The sequence below is a fragment of the Agrobacterium sp. V1 genome (assembly GCF_030518355.1).
GTDB classification, from domain to species: domain Bacteria; phylum Pseudomonadota; class Alphaproteobacteria; order Rhizobiales; family Rhizobiaceae; genus Agrobacterium; species Agrobacterium cucumeris.
Genome location: NZ_JAULSF010000004.1, coordinates 138,338 through 157,790, shown reverse-complemented (window position 1 = coordinate 157,790; position 19,453 = coordinate 138,338). Strand labels below are relative to the sequence as shown.

General features: G+C 55.1%; 18 protein-coding genes and 1 pseudogene. 5 read left to right on the top strand and 14 right to left on the bottom strand.

The annotated features are described in order from the left end of the window. Positions 1-297: 297 nt before the first annotated feature. The gene (locus QSV77_RS25770) at positions 298-927 is read right to left on the bottom strand and encodes a hypothetical protein (protein WP_161987969.1); all 630 of its coding nucleotides are present in this window, start codon (positions 925-927) and stop codon (positions 298-300) included. A gap of 286 nt (positions 928-1,213) precedes the next feature. Between QSV77_RS25770 and QSV77_RS25765 the strand changes: the two genes are divergently transcribed. Then, positions 1,214-2,647 carry a sensor histidine kinase gene (locus QSV77_RS25765; RefSeq protein ID WP_112967406.1) on the top strand — a complete coding sequence of 478 codons (1,434 nt, stop codon included), beginning with the start codon at positions 1,214-1,216 and terminating at the stop codon, positions 2,645-2,647. Beyond that, a complete protein-coding gene (locus tag QSV77_RS25760; RefSeq protein WP_080821100.1) occupies positions 2,644-3,288 on the top strand; it encodes a response regulator transcription factor in 645 nt (214 codons plus the stop codon). Before QSV77_RS25765 ends, QSV77_RS25760 begins: the two co-directional genes overlap by 4 nt. On the opposite strand, the gene QSV77_RS25755 is transcribed toward QSV77_RS25760, so the two are convergent. Both QSV77_RS25755 and QSV77_RS25750 read right to left on the bottom strand, forming a co-directional pair. Further along, a complete protein-coding gene (locus QSV77_RS25755) occupies positions 3,285-3,779 on the bottom strand; it encodes a hypothetical protein (protein WP_161987968.1) in 495 nt (164 codons plus the stop codon). The two genes, QSV77_RS25760 and QSV77_RS25755, sit on opposite strands and share 4 nt — an antisense overlap. Positions 3,780-4,313: 534 nt before the next feature. Continuing rightward, positions 4,314-4,520 (bottom strand): annotated as a pseudogene (locus tag QSV77_RS25750) (hypothetical protein); the annotation flags it as partial. 117 nt (positions 4,521-4,637) lie between these two features. Between QSV77_RS25750 and QSV77_RS25745 the strand changes: the two are divergent. Further along, positions 4,638-5,288, top strand: coding sequence for a LysE family translocator (locus tag QSV77_RS25745; RefSeq protein WP_080855013.1), 651 nt, complete (start codon positions 4,638-4,640; stop codon positions 5,286-5,288). A 256-nt stretch (positions 5,289-5,544) separates the two neighbouring features. On the opposite strand, the gene QSV77_RS25740 is transcribed toward QSV77_RS25745, so the two are convergent. The 3 genes from QSV77_RS25740 to QSV77_RS25730 form a co-directional block, all read right to left on the bottom strand. After that, positions 5,545-6,108, bottom strand: coding sequence for a hypothetical protein (locus QSV77_RS25740; protein WP_162936142.1), 564 nt, complete (start codon positions 6,106-6,108; stop codon positions 5,545-5,547). Between the two features lie 287 nt (positions 6,109-6,395). Next, complete coding sequence (locus QSV77_RS25735) at positions 6,396-7,337, bottom strand: hypothetical protein (RefSeq protein ID WP_080855011.1); 942 nt, start codon at positions 7,335-7,337, stop codon at positions 6,396-6,398. Between the two features lie 806 nt (positions 7,338-8,143). Next, a complete protein-coding gene (locus QSV77_RS25730; RefSeq protein WP_078053834.1) occupies positions 8,144-8,386 on the bottom strand; it encodes a hypothetical protein in 243 nt (80 codons plus the stop codon). 812 nt (positions 8,387-9,198) lie between these two features. Here QSV77_RS25730 and QSV77_RS25725 point away from each other — a divergent pair. Beyond that, on the top strand, positions 9,199-12,306 hold the full coding sequence (locus tag QSV77_RS25725; protein WP_237680980.1) for an autotransporter outer membrane beta-barrel domain-containing protein: 3,108 nt from the start codon (positions 9,199-9,201) through the stop codon (positions 12,304-12,306). 271 nt (positions 12,307-12,577) lie between these two features. Here QSV77_RS25725 and QSV77_RS25720 read toward each other — a convergent pair whose 3' ends face one another. Both QSV77_RS25720 and QSV77_RS25715 read right to left on the bottom strand, forming a co-directional pair. Further along, complete coding sequence (locus QSV77_RS25720) at positions 12,578-12,871, bottom strand: type II toxin-antitoxin system mRNA interferase toxin, RelE/StbE family (RefSeq protein WP_078053756.1); 294 nt, start codon at positions 12,869-12,871, stop codon at positions 12,578-12,580. Next, positions 12,868-13,176, bottom strand: a complete 309-nt coding sequence (locus QSV77_RS25715) for a type II toxin-antitoxin system RelB/DinJ family antitoxin (RefSeq protein ID WP_078053757.1) — start codon at positions 13,174-13,176, stop codon at positions 12,868-12,870. The genes QSV77_RS25720 and QSV77_RS25715 overlap by 4 nt, the downstream gene beginning before the upstream one ends. Before the next feature lie 1,645 nt (positions 13,177-14,821). Between QSV77_RS25715 and QSV77_RS25710 the strand changes: the two genes are divergently transcribed. Further along, complete coding sequence (locus QSV77_RS25710; protein WP_142846669.1) at positions 14,822-15,385, top strand: IS3 family transposase; 564 nt, start codon at positions 14,822-14,824, stop codon at positions 15,383-15,385. 229 nt (positions 15,386-15,614) lie between these two features. Here the strand turns inward: QSV77_RS25710 and QSV77_RS25705 are convergent, their stop codons facing one another. The 6 genes from QSV77_RS25705 to QSV77_RS25680 form a co-directional block, all read right to left on the bottom strand. Then, positions 15,615-15,914 carry a DUF982 domain-containing protein gene (locus QSV77_RS25705; protein WP_078053759.1) on the bottom strand — a complete coding sequence of 100 codons (300 nt, stop codon included), beginning with the start codon at positions 15,912-15,914 and terminating at the stop codon, positions 15,615-15,617. Positions 15,915-15,991: 77 nt separating this feature from the next. Beyond that, on the bottom strand, positions 15,992-16,465 hold the full coding sequence (locus QSV77_RS25700) for an Hsp20 family protein (protein WP_078053760.1): 474 nt from the start codon (positions 16,463-16,465) through the stop codon (positions 15,992-15,994). Positions 16,466-16,972: 507 nt separating this feature from the next. Further along, entirely contained in the window at positions 16,973-17,608 is a 636-nt protein-coding gene (locus tag QSV77_RS25695; protein WP_223565061.1) for an IS630 family transposase, read from the bottom strand. Further along, positions 17,533-17,916 carry a transposase gene (locus QSV77_RS25690; protein ID WP_223565060.1) on the bottom strand — a complete coding sequence of 128 codons (384 nt, stop codon included), beginning with the start codon at positions 17,914-17,916 and terminating at the stop codon, positions 17,533-17,535. Before QSV77_RS25690 ends, QSV77_RS25695 begins: the two co-directional genes overlap by 76 nt. 189 nt (positions 17,917-18,105) lie before the next feature. Further along, a complete protein-coding gene (locus QSV77_RS25685; protein WP_078053762.1) occupies positions 18,106-18,684 on the bottom strand; it encodes a hypothetical protein in 579 nt (192 codons plus the stop codon). Between the two features lie 36 nt (positions 18,685-18,720). Further along, entirely contained in the window at positions 18,721-19,452 is a 732-nt protein-coding gene (locus QSV77_RS25680; protein WP_078053763.1) for a GAD-like domain-containing protein, read from the bottom strand. Between the last annotated feature and the right edge of the window lies 1 nt (position 19,453).

Genomic DNA, 19,453 nt, shown 5'->3' with positions numbered 1-19,453 from the left:
CGTGTCGGATCGTAAATTGCCGCATCGCCATTCCGCAGGAGGTGTGACCAGATCGTGATCAATCAACGCCGGTATTTTCCTCAAAGGCTAGACTGGAAGATCCAGCTAGCCGGCGCTATGCGCCACGGCGCTCTCTGATGTGATATCGCCGGATCAAGCCCGCGGCGGGCGGCTTGATCCGGCGATAGTGCCGGTTATTACTCCGGCAAGGGGATGGCGTTGGTCGACGTCAAACTCGCATACGACAGTTGCTGAAAATTCGCCGCTGATGCAGCGCCCTCAAGCTTGCAGCAACCTTCAGTTCTGGGCTTCCTCTTCGAGAGCCTCGCGAACCTCCGCGATTTTGCCCGTGTCTGTTCCAGCGCCCAGAATGCTCTTCGCCTCCGCGATCTCCTCGCTGGTCACCGGCCTGTTTGCCAACTGTTCCAACGCCGAAACCAGCGCAGTCTCGCTAAGCGCGGGATCCGTGGGCACGGCCGTCACCCCGTACTGAATTTCGAATTCCGCGTACGCCTTCACATAAGCTGCAAGCGCCGCCATCTTGGGATCGTTGGAATTCAGATAGGCATGAAAATTTCTCTTCATCGAATTCAGGCTGCCAGTGCCCGACTTTGCGCTTTGCGTTTTCGATTTCTCGCCGTGTGTTTTTGAGGGCTTGTCTGAATGATGCGATTTCAACGATGCCGAAGAGCCCTTGTTCGCAGATGAGTTGGAGGAAGCCCGGCTTTCGCCGGCATCGGATTTTCCTCCACCATGGCCTCCCCCGTTGCCACCGCCGGCCCCACCACCGTTGCCGCCGCCATTACCACCACCGTTTCCGTCCTTGGCAAAAGCAGCATAAGTGAAGCCGACGGTATCTCCTGCCATCGGGGCAACGGCGAGGACAAGACCAAGGCTTGCGGTTCCGATCACAGAGCGGATGTTCATGAGCAGGTCCTTCATAAAATTGGGCACCGCCGCAGTTAGAGAGCCGCGGTCCCAGCAAATCGTTACGCACTACAATATTGCCGAAATTTCAGGTTTCTACTCCGCTCGGACCTATGCCTTGGGCATTCCGACCATAGTCCGATTGATCGCGCCCAATGGTCCCTGATTGTATGGACCGGAGAACTGGCTCATCTTCGGGACAAACCGTTGCCTCCTCCGGGAGACAACGGTTGACACTCCGCTTTGGCGGGATAGCTATAAAGGTTGGGGGAGATGAGTGCTGATCATGCGTGTTCTGCCGACAAGCCGTGAGTACAAAGTGCCTCTGGCAAGACTGGTCGCACGCTGGAATTCTCAATCCCTCGCAAGGCAGTTCCTCTTTGCGGGTGGTGTTGTCGCGATCTGTGCGATGGTTGTCGTGGGTTACTTCGTTTCCAGCCTGATCGAAAACGCCGTGACGCGTAATTCCGCGGCGACGACGGCGCTTTATGTGGATAGCGTGATCGCCCCTCTTCTGCCTGATATGCAAACCACCCAGGCTCTGGACGATTCGATAACGCGGGCCCTGGACGAGACACTTGGCCAGGGCGCACTTGGAAAGCGCCTGTTTTCATTCCGGCTCTGGCGCAGCGATGGAACAATTCTCTATTCCAGCGACAAGAACCTTTCCGGCAAGCAGTTCCCGCTTTCTGATGACCTCAGAACGGCCTTTACCGGCCGAATGGCAGCAAGGTTCAATCGGATAGACGACGTCGAGAGCGAGGCCGAACGCGACAGTGACAAGCCACTTCTGCAAATCTACAATCCGGTCCTACAGCCCTGGTCTGGCAAAGTCGTCGCCGTCTCTGAATTTTTCGAGGTGGCCCATGATTTCGAATGGAGCCTTAATCGGGCCCGGCTGTTGAGCTGGGTAATGGTTGCTACATTTACGATGACATTTTTCGCCCTCTTGTCGATCATAGTCCTGCGTGGAAGCCGTACCATCGACAGCCAGCGCAAGGCACTCAGTGACCGCATCGGGGAACTGTCCGCACTGCTGCGACAGAACGAAGCGTTACGCGCACGTGTTCAGCGCGCCACCCAAAGGGCAACCTCCCTCAACGAGAGCTATTTGCGCCGCATCGGTGCTGACCTGCACGACGGCCCCGCACAATTGGTCGCCTATGCCTCTTTACGACTTGACAGCCAGACACTCACCGACCCTAGAACTCCCGCCAAAGAACGCGACGCGTCCTTGACAAAAATCAAGGCCAGTCTCGACGACGCAATGACGGAAATCCGGGGCATTTGTAGTGGGTTGATGTTGCCACACATAGAAACGGATAGCCTTGCTGACCTGCTGAAACGCGCGGTCCTCGCGCATGAGCAGCGCACAGGCGTCTCCGTCGAACTCTCGTTGAACAAGAGGCCTGCGAGCCTTTCCACCTCGGCAAAGATATGCATCTATCGTTTTGTACAGGAGGCGCTGAACAATGGATATCGCCATGCCGGCGGCATCGGGCAAAAGGTTGCGCAAACATCTCAAGACGGACTGATTATCATCGAAGTTATGGATAAAGGGCACGGCTTCAGCATGAGTGATGTTTCGCCCCAGAAACTCGGCCTTGCCGGTCTCAGGGATCGCGTGGAAAGCCTGGGAGGCGTCTTCCATCTTTTCTCCTCAGACCGGGGAACCACCGTACGGATGTCGCTTAATATCGAGGAAATGGAGCAGGCATGACGGCGCAACAAATAAGCCTGGCAGTTGTGGACGATCACCCCCTCTTCAGGGAAGGCGTCATCCGAAGCCTGACGGAAATGGACGGATTCAATGTCGTTGGAGAGGGCAGCAGCAAGGAAGACGCTCTGCGTATCGCGGTAGAGCACCAACCCGACATCCTGCTGCTCGATATCTCCATGCCGGGCGGTGGGCTCGAAGCTATCTCGCTTATACTTGATCGGGTGCCCGGTCAGAAGATCGTGATGCTGACGGTTTCCGAGGCAGGTGATGACGTCATGGCAGCGCTGAGAAATGGAGCGAAGGGCTACGTCCTGAAAGGGGTTGGCTCACGTGCACTTGCCGACATTATTCGAAGCGTCGCGGCAGGCGACAGTTACGTTGCACCCACCTTGTCCGCACGCCTGATTTCGGAAAGCGGATCGGGTGCCCGGGCCAATCCCTTTACCGCATTGACGGATCGGGAGCACCAAGTGCTCGAGCTTGCATCTGCCGGATTAAGCAACAAACATATCGGTCTCAAACTGGACCTCCACGAAAAGACGATCAAACACCATATGACACAGATTTTCACCAAGCTTGGCGTAAGCAACCGGACGGAAGCCGCGATGGCGTTTCGCGACGAGATTGACAGGCGCCGTTAACGAAGGAAGGATCTGAGCCGCTGCTCGTCTGCAACCGTTGCATCGCGGTTGACGATTGTACGGCCCTTTGAGTCCTTCATCACGTATCGCCCCCGCTGCACAGTTTCACTGATGCCGTCCTTATGGCGAACGGTCAGGGCGCCGCCGGCTTCATTCGTTGCGTCATCGGCATCAGTCTGGCTTTTTGCAGCACTTCCAGTGCTCGACGACTGGCCGCTATTGTTTGCCTTGCCACCCGAATTGCCGTTGCCGTTGCCGCCACTGTTACCGTTGCCTCCTCCGTTGCCGCTTCCCCCTCCGTTTCCGCCACCTCCGCTACCTCCACCGCCGCCGTTCCCGTTGCCACCGCCGTTGCCGCTTCTGGCCTCAGCCACTTGCTCGGCAAATGTCGCAGAAATACCGTGAATTTTTATTGTATAAGGGAGAGCGGTGTTGAAGAGGGTCAACAGCAGGTACGGGAAAACGGCGATCAGTTTGCGGCGCAATAACACATCTGGCTCCTGAGGTACCGATTGGATCCGGCAACGGGTAGCACGCGAGAACCGGTCGGCAAGGTTTTGAACGCCTTACAAATCGTCGCGACACCGCAAGTGGTCAAGCCCTGGCCTGAAGAGAAAACCTCCTTTGGACTTCAGCAATCGCCTAAGAGACTTTTGCACCTGAATAACATTAGACCAAAGTCGGAAGCGACATGGGCAGAAGCCTCATTGCCTGTTGGTTTCCACGCAGAACTGAGCCGGTTACCCGGCAACGATTGCTCTCTCTATAACAGAGATAATGTCGACGGGGTCATGCCTCTGAGAACAATCCCTACCGCGCTAGTGAAACACTCACAAGGGTTGCGGTAGGGTCCGACGTCCTGAGGCACCCAAATCCACAACTCGCGGCGGAGGTCACGAGACGGGGAACGGTCATAGGGCAGCGAATTCGTCGCCGAGGGCGTCGTGATCTCCGCCTTCTTCATAGAACGGATCCCGAGGGCGATACGCGTCGATGACAGTTCTCAAGTGTCGGGAAATTTTCACGCGGAGAAATACCCGGATGCGATCAGTATCGTAGGCTTTGTCCGCCAGCACGATTGTTCCAGGTCCATCGTGGTCGAGCAGATGGTCGGCGGCTTGTCCGTCATGTTCTTGCCTGCCGCCATCGACGCACGGCACCCCCCGTGGCTTGTTGGGTAGCAGCGACTTAATCGCGCGCCATTCAAAGTCTGTCAGGTCATGTCGGCTCATAGGGACCGCTGAACCAGAAATCGGCGCGACGTGACAGCGTAAAAGCAGAACACGACCTCGCATTGGAGGCAGCTCAATGCTATCGTTCGTGCAATAGAAAACGGGGGCAAAACAATCATGGATTTGGCAATTCCCAGCGCAGCCAATCTCAGCCTGTTCGTCAGCGCCACGCTGGTGCTGCTTCTTGTGCCGGGCCCGGCAGTCCTTTACATCTTTGCGCGCTCGGTCGAGCAGGGCCGTTCTGCCGGCCTCGTTTCAATCCTTGGCATTCATACCGCCACACTTGTTCACGTCGTCGCCGCCGCTGTTGGGCTCTCGGCGCTTTTGGCATCCTCCGCGCTTGCCTTCAGCGTGGTGAAATATGCGGGCGCGGCCTACCTGATCTGGCTTGGCCTCAAGAAGCTCCTCGGGTCGTCGGACATTCCCGACGTCGAGGGCGGTTTGCCGAAGCGAAGCAGCATGCGCATCTTTCGTGAGGGCTTCATCGTCAATCTCCTCAATCCGAAGACCGCATTGTTCTTTCTGGCTTTCCTGCCGCAGTTCGTTGAGGTCGATCGTGGCCATATGGCAATGCAGATCGCCTTTCTCGGAATTCTCTACACGTTGATTGGTGTTCTGACGGATTGCACCTACGCACTTGCTGCCGGCACGGCCGGCAACTGGCTGAAGCGCAGTCCCGCCTATCTGAAGGCCGAACGCTGGGTTAGCGGCTTCGTTTACATCGGCCTTGGCCTGACGGCCGCTTTTGCTGGCAATCAAAAGAAATAGACCACCTGTCATACCTGTTGGACATTCTCGGACTCGGTGTGTCGCCGCCTGAACCTAGCTGGGGACGTATGCTCGTCGCTCAAAGTCAGTCATGGGGTGCGCAAGTGGCATCCGCGCTTAGCTTCTTGATGATTGCGATCTTCGCCTTCAGTTCCAGCGATATTATCTCGCGAAAAACCTGAAACCTTTTACGTCTCGCATTTTGGGGCGGTCTGTCGGGTTGCGTGACAATTTACCTGCGGTATACGCCACGACCTCACCGACTTGAGCCGATATTGATGACGGCGGATAAACCTACCTGAACAAAAGAATACTCGACCGCACCTCGTTTCCACCAGGCTGTCGTACTTTCGATCGCGTCATTCTTGTCCAGATTATCCGGTGCACCAAGCCTCTCCGATAACGCATCCAGGAAACCGGCAGGTCTTGGCGTGGAATATGCGCATGCTTTGTGTCCGTTCGGACCAGCAGCAAGCCAAAAAGACAATGACTCGGCTCCGCCTGCCTTCTCTTGCCGCCAGCCCACAACGTCCACCGAACCGCCATTATAGGCGACGAAACTACGACGCCATTCCTCTGTTTCCGCATCGGTCAGCCGCGGCCAGCCAAGTTCGTCACCCTTGATCATCGCGGTCCGCGCGGTGGGCGCTTCACAGATAGTGAGAAGACGCTCCGCCGTCATGTCCGCCGGCATCGCCGTCGCCACCCCGAAACTCAAAAATGCAGCGCAGAAGCTGCCAATGGTCGATATCTCAAGATACCGAAGCGGACTTGCTCGCTCTGCGCTCCTCATTTTCTTCTCCGGTTCATCATCGTCCATGGGATCAGACCGCCGCGTCCGAAAGTAAACGTGCGGGATGGATGCAGCCAGTTGAGGATCATGCCCCGGCGTTCACACCGGGCGCAACAGGCTTCCTGTCGTTCGCAAACGCTCTTCCAGCAATTCCATAAGCTGCTCCTCGCGAATACGACCCTGCCCCAAGCCGAGCTTCATGGCCAACTCGCGCCAACCATATGTCGGCCACCGCCGCTCATCTTCTACTCCGCCTTGGCTGGAATTAACTCGCTGTCGCGCTGTAGGATGCCACATGTCATGAAACCCTCCACCTATTGAATTACAAACGGGAGATGAAATTGGCCTTGCAAACCGAATTCCAGGTACGGCTGACATTTTTGAAGCGCCCTTATCGCTGCCTTACCAATGACCTCGCTTGCTTCGCCACCACCCTGCTCGATAACCACCGGCGTTCCTTCGAGAGCGCCCGCCTCGTTAATTTTGAATGAAACAACCGCCTTTCCCCCTATTCCGGCGGGCACGTTGAAGCAGGATTGTACCTTTTTTGCCAAGTGCGGCAGCCCCTTTAGATTTACTGTTACGGGGCGGCTGTTTTCAGCCTGTAATTGTGCGGCCAGCTGCTTTGCCCTGTCAAACTTGGCTTCATCAATCGTGTTTTCAAAAGCGAGCACCCAGATAAGGATGGGGGATGTTTCGATCATCGTGTAAATCGAAATGCCGCCTCCTATTTCCTTGCCGGATTTGTCAAATTTTCGGATGCCGTAATACACGCCGTTTTCGTCGCTGCCAAGTAATGCGAAAACGTCGGCTGTCTCTTTCCGCGACCCAAAAAACGGCTTTGCGTCCTTATAACGCGGCGCGTCCCTCGCTACCAAAGCCGACACTAAATCTTTCAGATTGTATGGGATGGGAGGTGTCTGGTCTATTGTACGCGGAATCACTGCGAGAAAAATCACATTCGTTGGCATTTTACCCGAAAAATCACCTTTCCGCGCCTGTTCCAGCGGAAGGCAATCGACAAACAATGTGTGTGTCAATTCGGCCGTCTTTTTATCAGGAAGACTAGTCCAAAGGTACTGGTCTGCTTTCGAGCGTGACGGATCGACCTGACAAAGACCCTTAGGTGGCGTGAACTGTAAATCTATCCCCTGTTCAATACTCGAAGCACCTATAGCAGGTGCAGCCAGTCCAGACAGCGCCACAACACTGGCCACGACGAGCCCTAATACAATCTGCATTTTTGGCATCATCATCTCGCGCCTTTGTTGGAATTCAGTTTTGTCAATTCATGGGCCAATCATTCACAGACTTCTGCGCTCGCCTCGGCCGCGAAGTGGCCGCGGCTATAAGCGAGATATCCTTCGAAATTTCCATCGGGCAGCTACAACGCAGGAAACCAATGCGGCATTTCCCTCATTTTGCTGCATGGCTGGTAGAGGGATCGATACGACCGAAAGCGTAGAATTACTTCGTCGTCCGCTCATCGTCGCTGGGCGCGGAGGGGATTGGGTACGGCAAGAACCGCATGCGATAGAGCCATTATCGATTTTCTGATCATGTAAACTCCAACACCAATTAAGTTAGGACCGGAGTGTTTTTTCTCCGATTTGTCCGTCTCTCACAATCACGCCGGGTGTCTAAAAGTTCAAGTCCGGACTTCGGCTTACGATCCGGCGCACTTTGGTTCGCGGATAAACGACTCGCATCCAATTAGCTCTTGAGCGGAATCGAACCAGTGGCCACCGCGTGATGCACTAAATCAGGCACATAGGTTTCACGCACTGATTTGCTCAAGTATTGAGGGCAAACCTGTGGTGATCCCAGACTTGGGACGTTACGTCATCGATAGGAGAGCCGTCTCTGGTTCCGCAATAAGCGTATCTACCCAGCCCCATCGCGCCTACGGACTAAGCACAGCGAAAAGGTCGGCTTGTCAGAACGCTTCGGCGGCGCATTTCCGGTGACCGAGGCCGTATTTGCGACTTGTGGGGAGGAATACTGCTGCAAATCGCGTTTTAGGTAAAGTTCACTGGGTTTGCCTGCGATCTCGACCCAGAAACTACTCGGCGGCGATATCGTTATCGCCTAGCAACGCAATGAACGCTTCTCTCAGGTTTTGGCAACGATAAAGCAGTTCGACCTTTTCATTTTTGAGTCGCCGCAGAAAGGTCAGCTCTCTGTCGTCAGCGTCGTTCGACATTGCCCTGAGGCGGAGATCGGTTTCGATCTCTCGAACTGCCATTTCGCAGGCCGCGATTTCCTTAAGCAGCCGCTCCCAGTGTTTCTCCAACACAAAGCTCACGTCGTTGGTCCGTCTATCGCCCCTGTTTACCAAGGGTTAACATAACCGAAGCGGATTTGGGATGGCGGTTCCCTATATGGTTAACGCTGCAGAGAGTAGTGTGGACCCACGACACCCTAAATTAATACGCTAGGTAGCCGCTGGATGCGGAACACCAACCATTTCGGCTGCGTCGGTCCAGTTTTCTAACGGCTGCGCAACTTCGAATTCACCGTTGATTATATTTTAGTAATATATAGATCTCAATCATCTGGAACAACCATTGGGCGAATTCGATTCGGGGAGATGGTTCCGCGAGAAGCACTCTTCAGCTTTATCGGGACGGAAGATGGGGACCGTGAATGACCGCACCTGGAGCATTTTTCAAGAAGCGTCCATCTAACGGGGGTGGGTCTTTCTTAGATAATTCTGATACAAATCGAGCAAATAACATGCTCATCCGTGGCGGCCGAGTGGGGAAGTGTAAGAGGATCGTCGGTGGCATAGCGCCTTGTGAAGCGCGTTTGGTACTGTCATTTGAAAGTTTGTCCGTCATTTCGGCGGCGGCAGTTACATCGGTGCTCCTCTGGTCTTCGCCATCGCTGGCAGGTAGCTGCGATCCCGCTGGCCCTGGAACCTGGAGCTGTTCCGGCGCTGCCACAGGGAGCGATCCGTCGGCGGTGATCTTTTCCTCCGCGCCCGTAACGGTTGTCACACAACCAGGATTTGGTTTGTCAGCCTCTGGGGAAGCCATCAGAGTCGAGACCATCGGAGGGATCGCCATAACGGACGGAAATGCGTCCTCCATAACGTCCTCTGGTGGGCAGGGTATTTTGGCGATCAATGATGTTTTCGGCGCGGTTGAAATAACATCGAACGGTAGCATCACCGGCGTTGACGGTATCTATGTCATCAATACCGGTACAGGTCCCACAACGATCACATCCTCAGGCACGGCGATTGGGACAATCGGTAATGGTGTCTATGTTTCCCACGACGGTTTCGCAACAGACCTGACCGTCAGCCAGACGGGCGGGACGATTTTTGGCGCGGATAACGGAATTTCCACAACCAATCGTGGATTTGGGGTGACCGCAATTAGTGTCGCCGGCGATGTGGACGGTGCAGCCGAAAACGGTATATGGGCGCAAAATTTCGCTAACGCGACAGGCATCACGATTTCCCAGGCAGCCGGCAGCACGATAACCGGTTATACACATGGCATCCGCGCCGATAATTGGGCGGCCGGCGCCATATCGATCACGACAGCCGGGATCATCAACCAGACCCAGACTGGCGCGGCAAATAACGACACATTTGGTGTCTATGCCTACAATTCCACAGCCGGGACAGATATCATTCTTACCCAGACCGCGGGATCGATCTCCGGCAATTGGTTCGGCATGTATGCCAATAATCAGGGTAGCGGCTCAACGACGATCATCAGTTCCGGCGATGCCACGGCAATCGTACGCGCTGGACTTTACGCTTATAACGCGGCCACAGCGGACAGTATTGTTGTAAGCCAGACTTCCGGAACGGTCAAAGGCGGCACCTATGGTGTTTTCGCAGACAATGCGGGAACCGGCACAACAACGGTTACACTTTCCGGCGATGTGATCGCCTCCGGTGACTACGGTGTCTATTCGCGTAATGCCAGCAGCGCCACCGATCTGACCGTAAGACAAACGGCGGGTTCTATTGCTGGCAGAACCGGCATTCTGGCGTCGAATAGGGGTACGGGCGCCTCGCTGGTCAGCGTCGGTGGTAGGGTGAGTGGCGGTGCGGGCGCGGGTATCCAAACGATTGCAGCGAACGGCTCGACAATAGATATCGCAGCTTCCGCAACGGTCACGGCAACGTCCGGAATAGCCATTCGTGACGGCGGTGTTGCGGGTAACCCGATTGCATCGGACACGATTGGCGGGAATGTCGTCGTTAACAGCGCTGGCACCGTAACCGGTGATGCGGTCCTCGGCCTCGGCGATGACACCTTCAATCTGGCTAGGGGAACCTATATCGGTAATATCTACGGTGACGACAGAGACGACGCTCGAAGCAACGACGGTGTCACAAACCATGAAGGCAATGATACGTTCACCTGGACGGGCGGCACTCTGGCTGGCGGCTTCTACGGTCAGGACGGTTCCGATACAGCGATGGTAAGCGCATCGGCCTATGATGGTTCTCAGGTGCTCGACGGCGGCGATGATACCTCGGTTGCCGACGGCATGATCGATACGCTTACGCTTCGCGGTGTGAAAGCGACCACGAATGGCGGCAGGATCATCAATTGGGAAGTTGTCAATCTGGATGGTGCCAATCTGTCGATCGACGACGGCACATGGCATGTCGGCGAGCCGGACGAAGCAACGACCGGTGTGTTCCTGAACAACAATTCCACACTTGACGGCATGGCATCACTCGCCTTCGACGGCAATATGACGATTGATTCAACGTCCAATTTAGTCGGAACGGGCAACGGAACCGGGTTCTATTCGTTCAGCGGCGATGTGGCCAACGCCGGAACCATCACCACGGTGGACGATGCTGTCGGCGATGTCGTCATCATCGGTGGAAATTATAGCGGCAATGGCGGACAGATGCTGTTCGATGTTGCCCTTGGTGATGACAACTCCAATACGGATATGGTCATCGTCAATGGCGACACATCGGGCACGACAAATGTCGGCGTCAACAATGTCGGTGGCACGGGTGCGCAGACCAGTGAAGGTATCCGTATCATCGAAGTGAACGGTGCTTCCAACGGTGTTTTCTCGCTCATTGGCGACTACACGGTGGGTGACAGGCAAGCGGTCGTTGCAGGTGCCTACGCCTATCAGCTTTATCAAGGGGGCACTTCATCACCGAATGATGGCAACTGGTATTTGCGTTCGCAATTGACCGTGTCGAATCCGACGCCGACTGCTCCGCTTTATCAGGCCGGTGTTCCGACCTACGAGGCATACCCCCGGGCATTGCGGGGTCTGAACGGCGTGCCAACCTTGCAGCAACGTGTCGGTAATCGTTTCTGGGCCGGTAATGGCGCTTCTGTCGGCACACCTTATCCCACTCCCGAACAAGCAGGCGTTGCGATCGAAGGAAACGGTGTATGGGGCCGCATTGAAGGTGTGCATAACAGCATCGAACCGCGTTTCTCGACCTCCGGCACCAAGTCCGAGCAGAATATCTTCAAACTTCAGGCCGGTATTGATGGGCTGTTTACAGAAGCGGAAAGCGGCAAGCTGATTGGCGGGTTCACAATCCATTACGCCCATGGCAAAACCGACACCGGTTCTGTTTACGGCGATGGGGAGATCAGCACGGACGGTTACGGTCTTGGCGGGACATTGACCTGGTATGGCGAGAGCGGTTTCTATCTGGACGGTCAGGCTCAGATGACCTGGTACACGAGCGATCTCGACTCTCTCCTTGCCCGTACAAACCTCACCGACAACAATGGCGGTTTTGGCTACACACTGTCGTTGGAAAGCGGCAAGCGCATTGCCATCGATCCAGCCTGGTCCATCACGCCGCAGGCCCAGCTGGTCTATTCCAATGTCGACTTCGACGCGTTTACCGATACATTCGGCGCCCGCGTCAGCCTCGACCGTGGAGAAAGCCTGCAAGGCCGTCTCGGTGTGACCCTCGACCACGAAAGCTCGTGGCGGAACGACGAGGGACTGCTCAATCGCACCCACGTCCACGGCATTGGCAATCTCTACTATGAGTTTCTTGAAGGGACGAGTGTCAATGTCGAGGGAGTGAGCTTCGCCAGCCGCAATGATCGTGTATGGGGCGGTCTGGGGATCGGGGGAACCTATAGCTGGGACGACGACAAGTATTCGATCTATGGCGAAGCTCTGGTTCAGACCAGCCTGAATGACTTCGGCGACAGTTACTCCGTCAGGGGACAGGTGGGCCTACGCGTGAAGTGGTAAAAGGCTGACGGTATCGGACCATTCCAGGACGCGCCGATGTAATGAACGTCGACGATAGCGGCACCCGTGATCGAAAATTCATAGATCGGCCGGATACCCCCAACCTGCCCCGGAAGCCGATAATTCTGGTCATCGCGAGCAGTTCATCAGGGTGGGTTTAGATCGCGCTACGCTGACGGGCCGATTGCGCGCTTGCACAACGGACCATACGAAACGCCGCGGGATCGATCGGCAGTGTTGATACTGGTCGGTCCGGTTCGACTGTGGTTGATCAGTTTTGCAGCAGATATTCTGGCCATTCCTGCGCGCCATGGAGTACGCGAAGAATTCGAACTGTCGTCTCGGTAGTGGCGTAGGCGGCGACGTAAGGTGTACCATTGATGACGAGTTCGCGTGTACCGGCGATTCTACCCAAGCGCCCACTGGCAGGAAAGTCGAGCAAGCGACGGGCGGCGGATACTATCCGCTCATCGATGAGAATAGCGGCCGCAGGATTATCTGCCTCAATATACGTGAAGATGGCGTCGCGATCCGATAGCGCAAACGCCGACCAAGTAAGCTTCACGATTCTGTCGAACCCACTTTAAGGCGGGCCGCCGCTCGGCGTTTGGCAAAGTGCGCCTCGGCCTCGTCGTCTGTTAAATCCGACCGAGTATCATTTAACGCTTCGAGCACCTTGGTCCGAAACCAGGCATCGTGTGTTTCACTCCCAGAAAGAAGTTCAAGAGGTAGCGCCCCTTCGTTAGCAGTCCGGGTGAGCATAATACGAACCGCATCAGATACCGTGAGCCCCATGCTTTCAAGCACGGCCGAAGCCCGATCCCGAACTTCGGCATCAATGCGTGTTTGGACAAGAGCGTTTGCAGCCATGACTATCTCCTACATTTTCAGAGATAGTAATGCAATTGAATGACGATTTCCAGATGCAGTTTTGTGCCGGAATAATCCGCTCTCGGCGCTCAAATGCTCTTGAAGGGAATCGAACTAGCGGCCACCGCATGAAATGCACTAAATTAGGCACATAGGTTTCACGCGCTGATTTGCTCAAGTATTGAGGGCAAACCTGTGGGTGATCCCAAACTTGGGACGTTATTCAGGGCATGGCGTCGAGCAGGAGGGGAGCCGACGCTCTTACCGATCGCGCGCCTCAAGTCAGTCTTCGGTCTCCGACTTATTCAGGCGCCCTGTTCGGAAGCCCTTTGTCGTTTGGGTTCGGAGCCGGCGTCTCTCTTGTATCTCGCGGCGGATGTTGGCGATCGTCCGGCTCGGCGGGCTCCACCTGGTCCTCGGAAGGGCGGACAGGCTGCTCTTTAGGGTCGGTCGTCTTGGAGGGGGCCGAAATTTTCTTGGGCATTGTCAGTTCCTCTAGCTTCACCGACAAAAACTGACTGGCCACACGGAAGGTTCCGCGCCCCGGAAGCGCTGCTTGGTTCGGAATCGATCTCACCAAGCTGAACAGGCGGGCCTCGTAGCAGGCGGGATCAGTGGCAAGCGCCTTCGAATAAGCTATCCGCTCCTCTTCGAGCCGCCCGAGACGCTGGAAAGCAAGACCCTCGCGTGACGTGAGCCTCGGCGGTGGAAAAGTCGGCCACGGTCGCAGCGGAATAATCCGTCCGCAAGCGGAGTAAAAACCGGCCACTTATTTTCTTTCTGCAATGAGCGCAGGAGGGACAGGGGATCTATACCGTCGAACTTTATCTGTGGGTTCGCCTGGCTGTTTCCGAAGGGATGACGCAGCGGCGAGCAGCAGCATTTCAACATGTCGCGCGACAGCGTAGCCAAGATGGTGGCTTCTTCGCGGACACAGCGATCAAGGTCAACTTCATGGTGAATGTCGGCTACGGCAACCCGGCCGGCAATTTCGCGCGGTTGCCACGCCTGGAGTTTGGCGCGGTGTCCGTTCTGGCATAGCCGCGTCTACCGGTTACGGAAGGGCGCAACCATCATAACTTGCGGCCGGTCGGGGGCCGTCCCGTTGGGGCGGCTCGCGGGGGGGGGATTCCATCTTTGCTGAGGTCCATGCTCGGCAGCAGGCCATTCTGAAATGCCGCTCCAAAGTGTACATCGGAAGGTTTCTAGACTACTCAGATAGGGTAAAATTTGCTGCACCGAAGGCATTCGTTGCGAAATTTCAAATAAAATCTATACACGTATTTATTTTCAGTATTTCATAATGGAGCGATGATTGCGGTACATCGTAATATTAAAATGCGATGGCGAGGAAAGTCCAGTTTTCGAAGCCGATGACATTACTCGGTGTTTCGGTTGGATTAAGACACAGACCAGGAAATTCCCTGAAATACATAAAGGGAATTACAAGATTGTGGACCGTGATCTCGATAACGACGCATCACCAAATACCAATTTTTGGTAGGCTCAGGCCGGATATCACATAGCCGGCAAATCCCGGTTGCGGGGTCCAACTGGATTTTGAATTTGCGGAGATGGCGACCGGTCTGACGGGAATCGTATCAGCCGAGGGTATGTCCCCAACTCCGCATGCGAGTCGTTAAACTTGTTAAATGTCATTTTCAATACAAAGAAAGCGCTACCATTACCGACCAACACTTGCATGCATATTCAACTGGTCTGGGTGGCCGACTTCACATACATCCGCACCGCCATCGGCTGTTGCTATCTCGCCGTCATTCTCGGCGCCTGCAACCGGAAAGTCGTCGGCTATGGCCTGTCGACACGGCCGGATACGCCGCTGGCGCTGGCCGCACTACATTCGGCCATCGAGAACAGAATGCCTCCGCCTCCGCCTGGCTGCATTCACCACACGGACCGCGGATGCCAGTACGCAAGTGAGACCTATCGACGAGCACTCGATGCGGCAGCCCTACAGGGATCCACGAGTGCCGTTGGCAACCCTTATCACAATGCGCAGGCAGAGAGCTTTATGAAGACTCCGAAAGTAGAGGGCATTTATCCTGCCGGGTACGAAACTTTCGTAGACGTCGCCGAGCGATTGCCCAGCTTCATCGAAGAAGTCTACAATGCCAAGCGGCTGCACTCGGCCCTTGGCTATAGGTCGCCAGCAGAATTTGAAACTCAACTCGCCCAGCAAGCGGCTTAGTTTGAAGTGCCTCGCTGGTCCAGGCCGAGGGGTTCACTCCAACGCCCGGTCAGTTCTCAGTGGCAATCAACACCCTTCGTTCTCAAGGCAACTGCGTTGTCATCAGGAATGTCGTTGCCACACGCCAGTCCGCAAGATCATCCATGTCGGCATGGATGCGATTTATGCATCGCTCGAGCAGTGTGAGAACCCGTAGTTTCGTGGCAGGCCGCTTGCAGTGGGCAGGTCCTCACTTTATATGGGGACCGCTGTCGCCATGCATGAGAGAAGCGCTAATTACCGGCAACTCCGGGGCCAGAAGATCATGCTTCGCGGCGAATGCGGCAAACAGGCCGCGCGCGGTCTCCGCTTCGATCTCTCCGCGAAGCGCCGCTTGAGAAGCCTTTAGGGCAATCGAGTGTGCCGTGTCTCTGAACGAGGTCGGCCATTCGACAAGATGCCGGTAGGCATCCATTATGCCGCGTACTTCCACAGGAAAGCCTAAGCCGACAAGGATAGTGACAGGTTTTCTGAACATATCGGGTTTCATTGGTCTCTCCTTCCCAACCCGGAATGGTGATGGGCGCCATCGCAATGGCACCCTTGCTTACTGGACGAGCCTGGATATCAAGCGGCCTTCTGTGCTTCGATCTGCGCCGGAACGGCGGACGTCAACGCAGGCGTGCTCTGGATCAATATCTTTCGCGGCTTCAACGCCTCCGGGATCTCTCGAACAAGCTCGATCGACAGGAGGCCGTTTCTAAGGTCCGCTCCGTTCACCCTGACGTGATCTGCAAGTTCGAACCTGTGTTCGAATGGACGCCCAGCGATCCCGCGATGGAGGTAACCAACGGCAGATACCTCCTGTTTCTTGCCGGTTACAGTCAGCAGGTTGGACTGGAAGGTGATATCGAGATCGTCCTGGGTGAAGCCGGCAACCGCTATTGATATCCGGTAGGTATCGTCGTCAGTCTTGACGATGTCGTAAGGCGGCCAGTCGCTGATTGAGCGGGCGCGCTGAGCATTTTCCAACAGATGGAACACCCGGTCGAAGCCGACGCTCGAGCGGAACAGCGGTGCGAAGTCGTAAGATGTTGCCATAGCCATATCCTCCTTGAAGCAACATGGTACGGGAATGCCAAAAGCGGCGCTCCCGGCGATACCAGCCCTTATTTCAGCGGCTGGCGGCGATCGATTTGGTTTTGACGATTTTCGGATTCAAGATTTGCAACAAAAAAAATTGTACTGCTTTCCAGGCTATCTCAATGAAACTTATCCCCGCCGGCATTCTTTTTTCGCAAGATTGGATGCTCTGCTAGGCAAGGACTCATGGCCCTTGCTCATGAACCCGCACTCCTGCGCGGAATGACACCGGTGGCGTTTCTCTCCCACCCAATCTTTGAATCCCAGCCAACGCTACAGGAACTGGACGCACCCGCTTTTTCAACCTTGGGCGGGCAACCAGCCCCTTTCGCGCAACGACTCGAGCGTATCGAGGTCCATCCTGGCTGCTGGTCCGATCTCGACGTCGACTATCGACATCCTATGGCGCCGAACCACCGCGCGCGCGCCGACATCTCCAGCCAGCTTCACTAGAGCACGTCCACTTTACTCGGGGTCATATCCGCACGACGTAAAATAGTTGGCGCACTCTTTGGGTTTGAAGAGCGGGACGATTTCGCCGACCGTGTCCCACAGAGCTTCGACGTTGCGCTTGGCTCGCGCACGCAGGAGCGCCTTGAGCTTGGAGAAGGCCTTTTCAATGGGGTTGAAGTCCGGGCTGTAGGGTGGAAGGTAGAGAAGCTGGCAACCAACGCTCTCAATAGCCTGCCGCACACCATCCGCTTTATGCGCAGGCAAATTATCCATCACAACGACATCGCCAACTGTCAGCGTTGGAAGCAGAACCTGTTCGACATATGCGCGGAAGGCCGTGCCGTTCATGGCACCATCGAGCACCATGGGCGCGGTCATGCCCGAGAGCTTGAGCGCACCGGTGAAAGTCGTCGTCTTCCAGTGCCCATGTGGAATCGCGGCTCGACAACGCTCGCCGCAAGGGGACCTGCCGCGCAGCCTGGACATCTTGGTAGACAGGCCAGTTTCATCGATGAACACGAGCCTTGCCGGATCGAGATCAAGCTGACCATCGAACCAGTCGCGACGACGTTTCAGCAGGTCGGGTCGTTCTTGCTCCAATGCATGTGCGGTCTTTTTTTGAAAGTCCAGCCGCGCTTGCGCAGCCATACATCGAGGGCACTGCGGCCGATGGAAACGGCCTTCTCTTCGGCGAGCCGCAGAACCATTTCGTTCAGCGTGATGTCCTTTTCTTCATCGATCAACCCAACGATAAAATCGCCATGGGCATCCAGACGAGAACCGCCGCGCCGTCCCTGCTTAGCAGGCTTCATCTGACCATGCCGTGCGCTGGCTATCCAGGCGATGGCCGTCGAGACTCCGATTCCGAACCGGGCGGCCGCCGAGCGTGCTGACATACCATCATAAGCCGCTGCCAGAACACGGCTGCGAAGATCATCGCTGAAAGCGCGGGTCATATTGCCTCCGACCAAATCACCAGTCGGATCATGGAATCAGAAATCGGACCGTAACGGAATCCTCAATCCGATTCCGAGTTCAGTGGACGTGCTCTAGACCCATCGCTTACTGCCTCAAGCCCTCGAAGTTTCGTTCCAACAGCCCGCCCTTTAGATGTCCAAAGACCAAGAGACTGGAGAGTTCGTGCCTCAGATCGGCAATTGCTTATATCCGTCAGCGATCAACTCATCCGTCCTATTTTTCTCTAAAACGAGCAGTTCGATAGGTCTTCCGTCCTCGAAATCGGACTTCTTGGGAACTGTGAAGCGCATGGAGATGTCGGGCGCGACTATTTCATTACGTTTCCTGAAGACGGATTGCGATCTGGCAATCACCAGTTCATAAAATTCTTTGGCAGGTATCTCAAAAATATTTCGCCCTTCAAGTTTTGGACGGCACTCGGCCGACAAAACGATACGAATAAGGATATCTCCGTGAAAAAAAACAACTGGCAGGCTTTTGGTTTTGGGAACCCACCGAACCTCTGCCGCAGCTTCAGCCTGCATCGCCGCAATCATCTCTTTAAATTCCTCAGGATCGAGACCCATCTCAGGCCCCATCGAGTTTAGCAGTTTCTCGAAGTCCGAAACTGCCGCTGACTCATCCTGCACGAGTTCGGGTTCAGCAAAGCCCTCAATTTTCGAAATCACTTCTTTAGATGTACCAAGCCTCAGCGGACCGATGCCTTCTCCCAGTAAAACTTCCCACGCTCCCGACTTGTCTGTCACTTTATGATTCCTTCGCGTTTAAGGTACACCACGCTCTCAGCGTTTCGCGCCTATCTTTCGAAGTGGGGTGACCTCACCCATGCTGCTTCCGCCTTCAGACGGTGGAGCGTAGTCATATAGAGTCGGAGTATCGAAGGAAGCCAGTAAGAGTAAGTGTTCCTTAAGTTTTACTTTTTGCAGATTTTTCACAGTATTTCGTCCGCCTACGCTAAGAGCTGGCACAAAGCCATAAACTTCCCCTGGTTCGAGCTCTCCAAGTGCTTTTAGAGCTTGTGGCATCATGTTCTGGTATTTTTCGTCTTCCCATGGCGCAACATATGGAGAGACGTTGAATGACAGTTTAAGACCGATCATTACTTCATCGGTCCATTGGCGATTTTGGTCTTCGTCATATCCGCGGGGCTCCACGCGGACCATGCCATTCGGCAGGTTCAACCGTATCGTCGCATCGCCATACCAAATATCGACATTACCGAACGCATTATATCCAAAGGCAATCATGCGCGTTGGATCAAGCTCAGGATCACCGAGAAACACATAGTCGATGACGGGCTGAAATATAGAGGGATCGCATATCCAATATTGGCCCCTTGACCAACTACACCAACCTTTTTCGATCCAGAATTTCACCAAGATTTCAGGCAAACGATCCTTATAGCGCTCTATTAATTGCGCGTCAGGCTTAACTATATGGTCGATCTCGTATGCATTCAGGAGCTCGTCAATCCATTTAGTTTCAAACACGTTATAGTTCGGCTTTTCTACCATT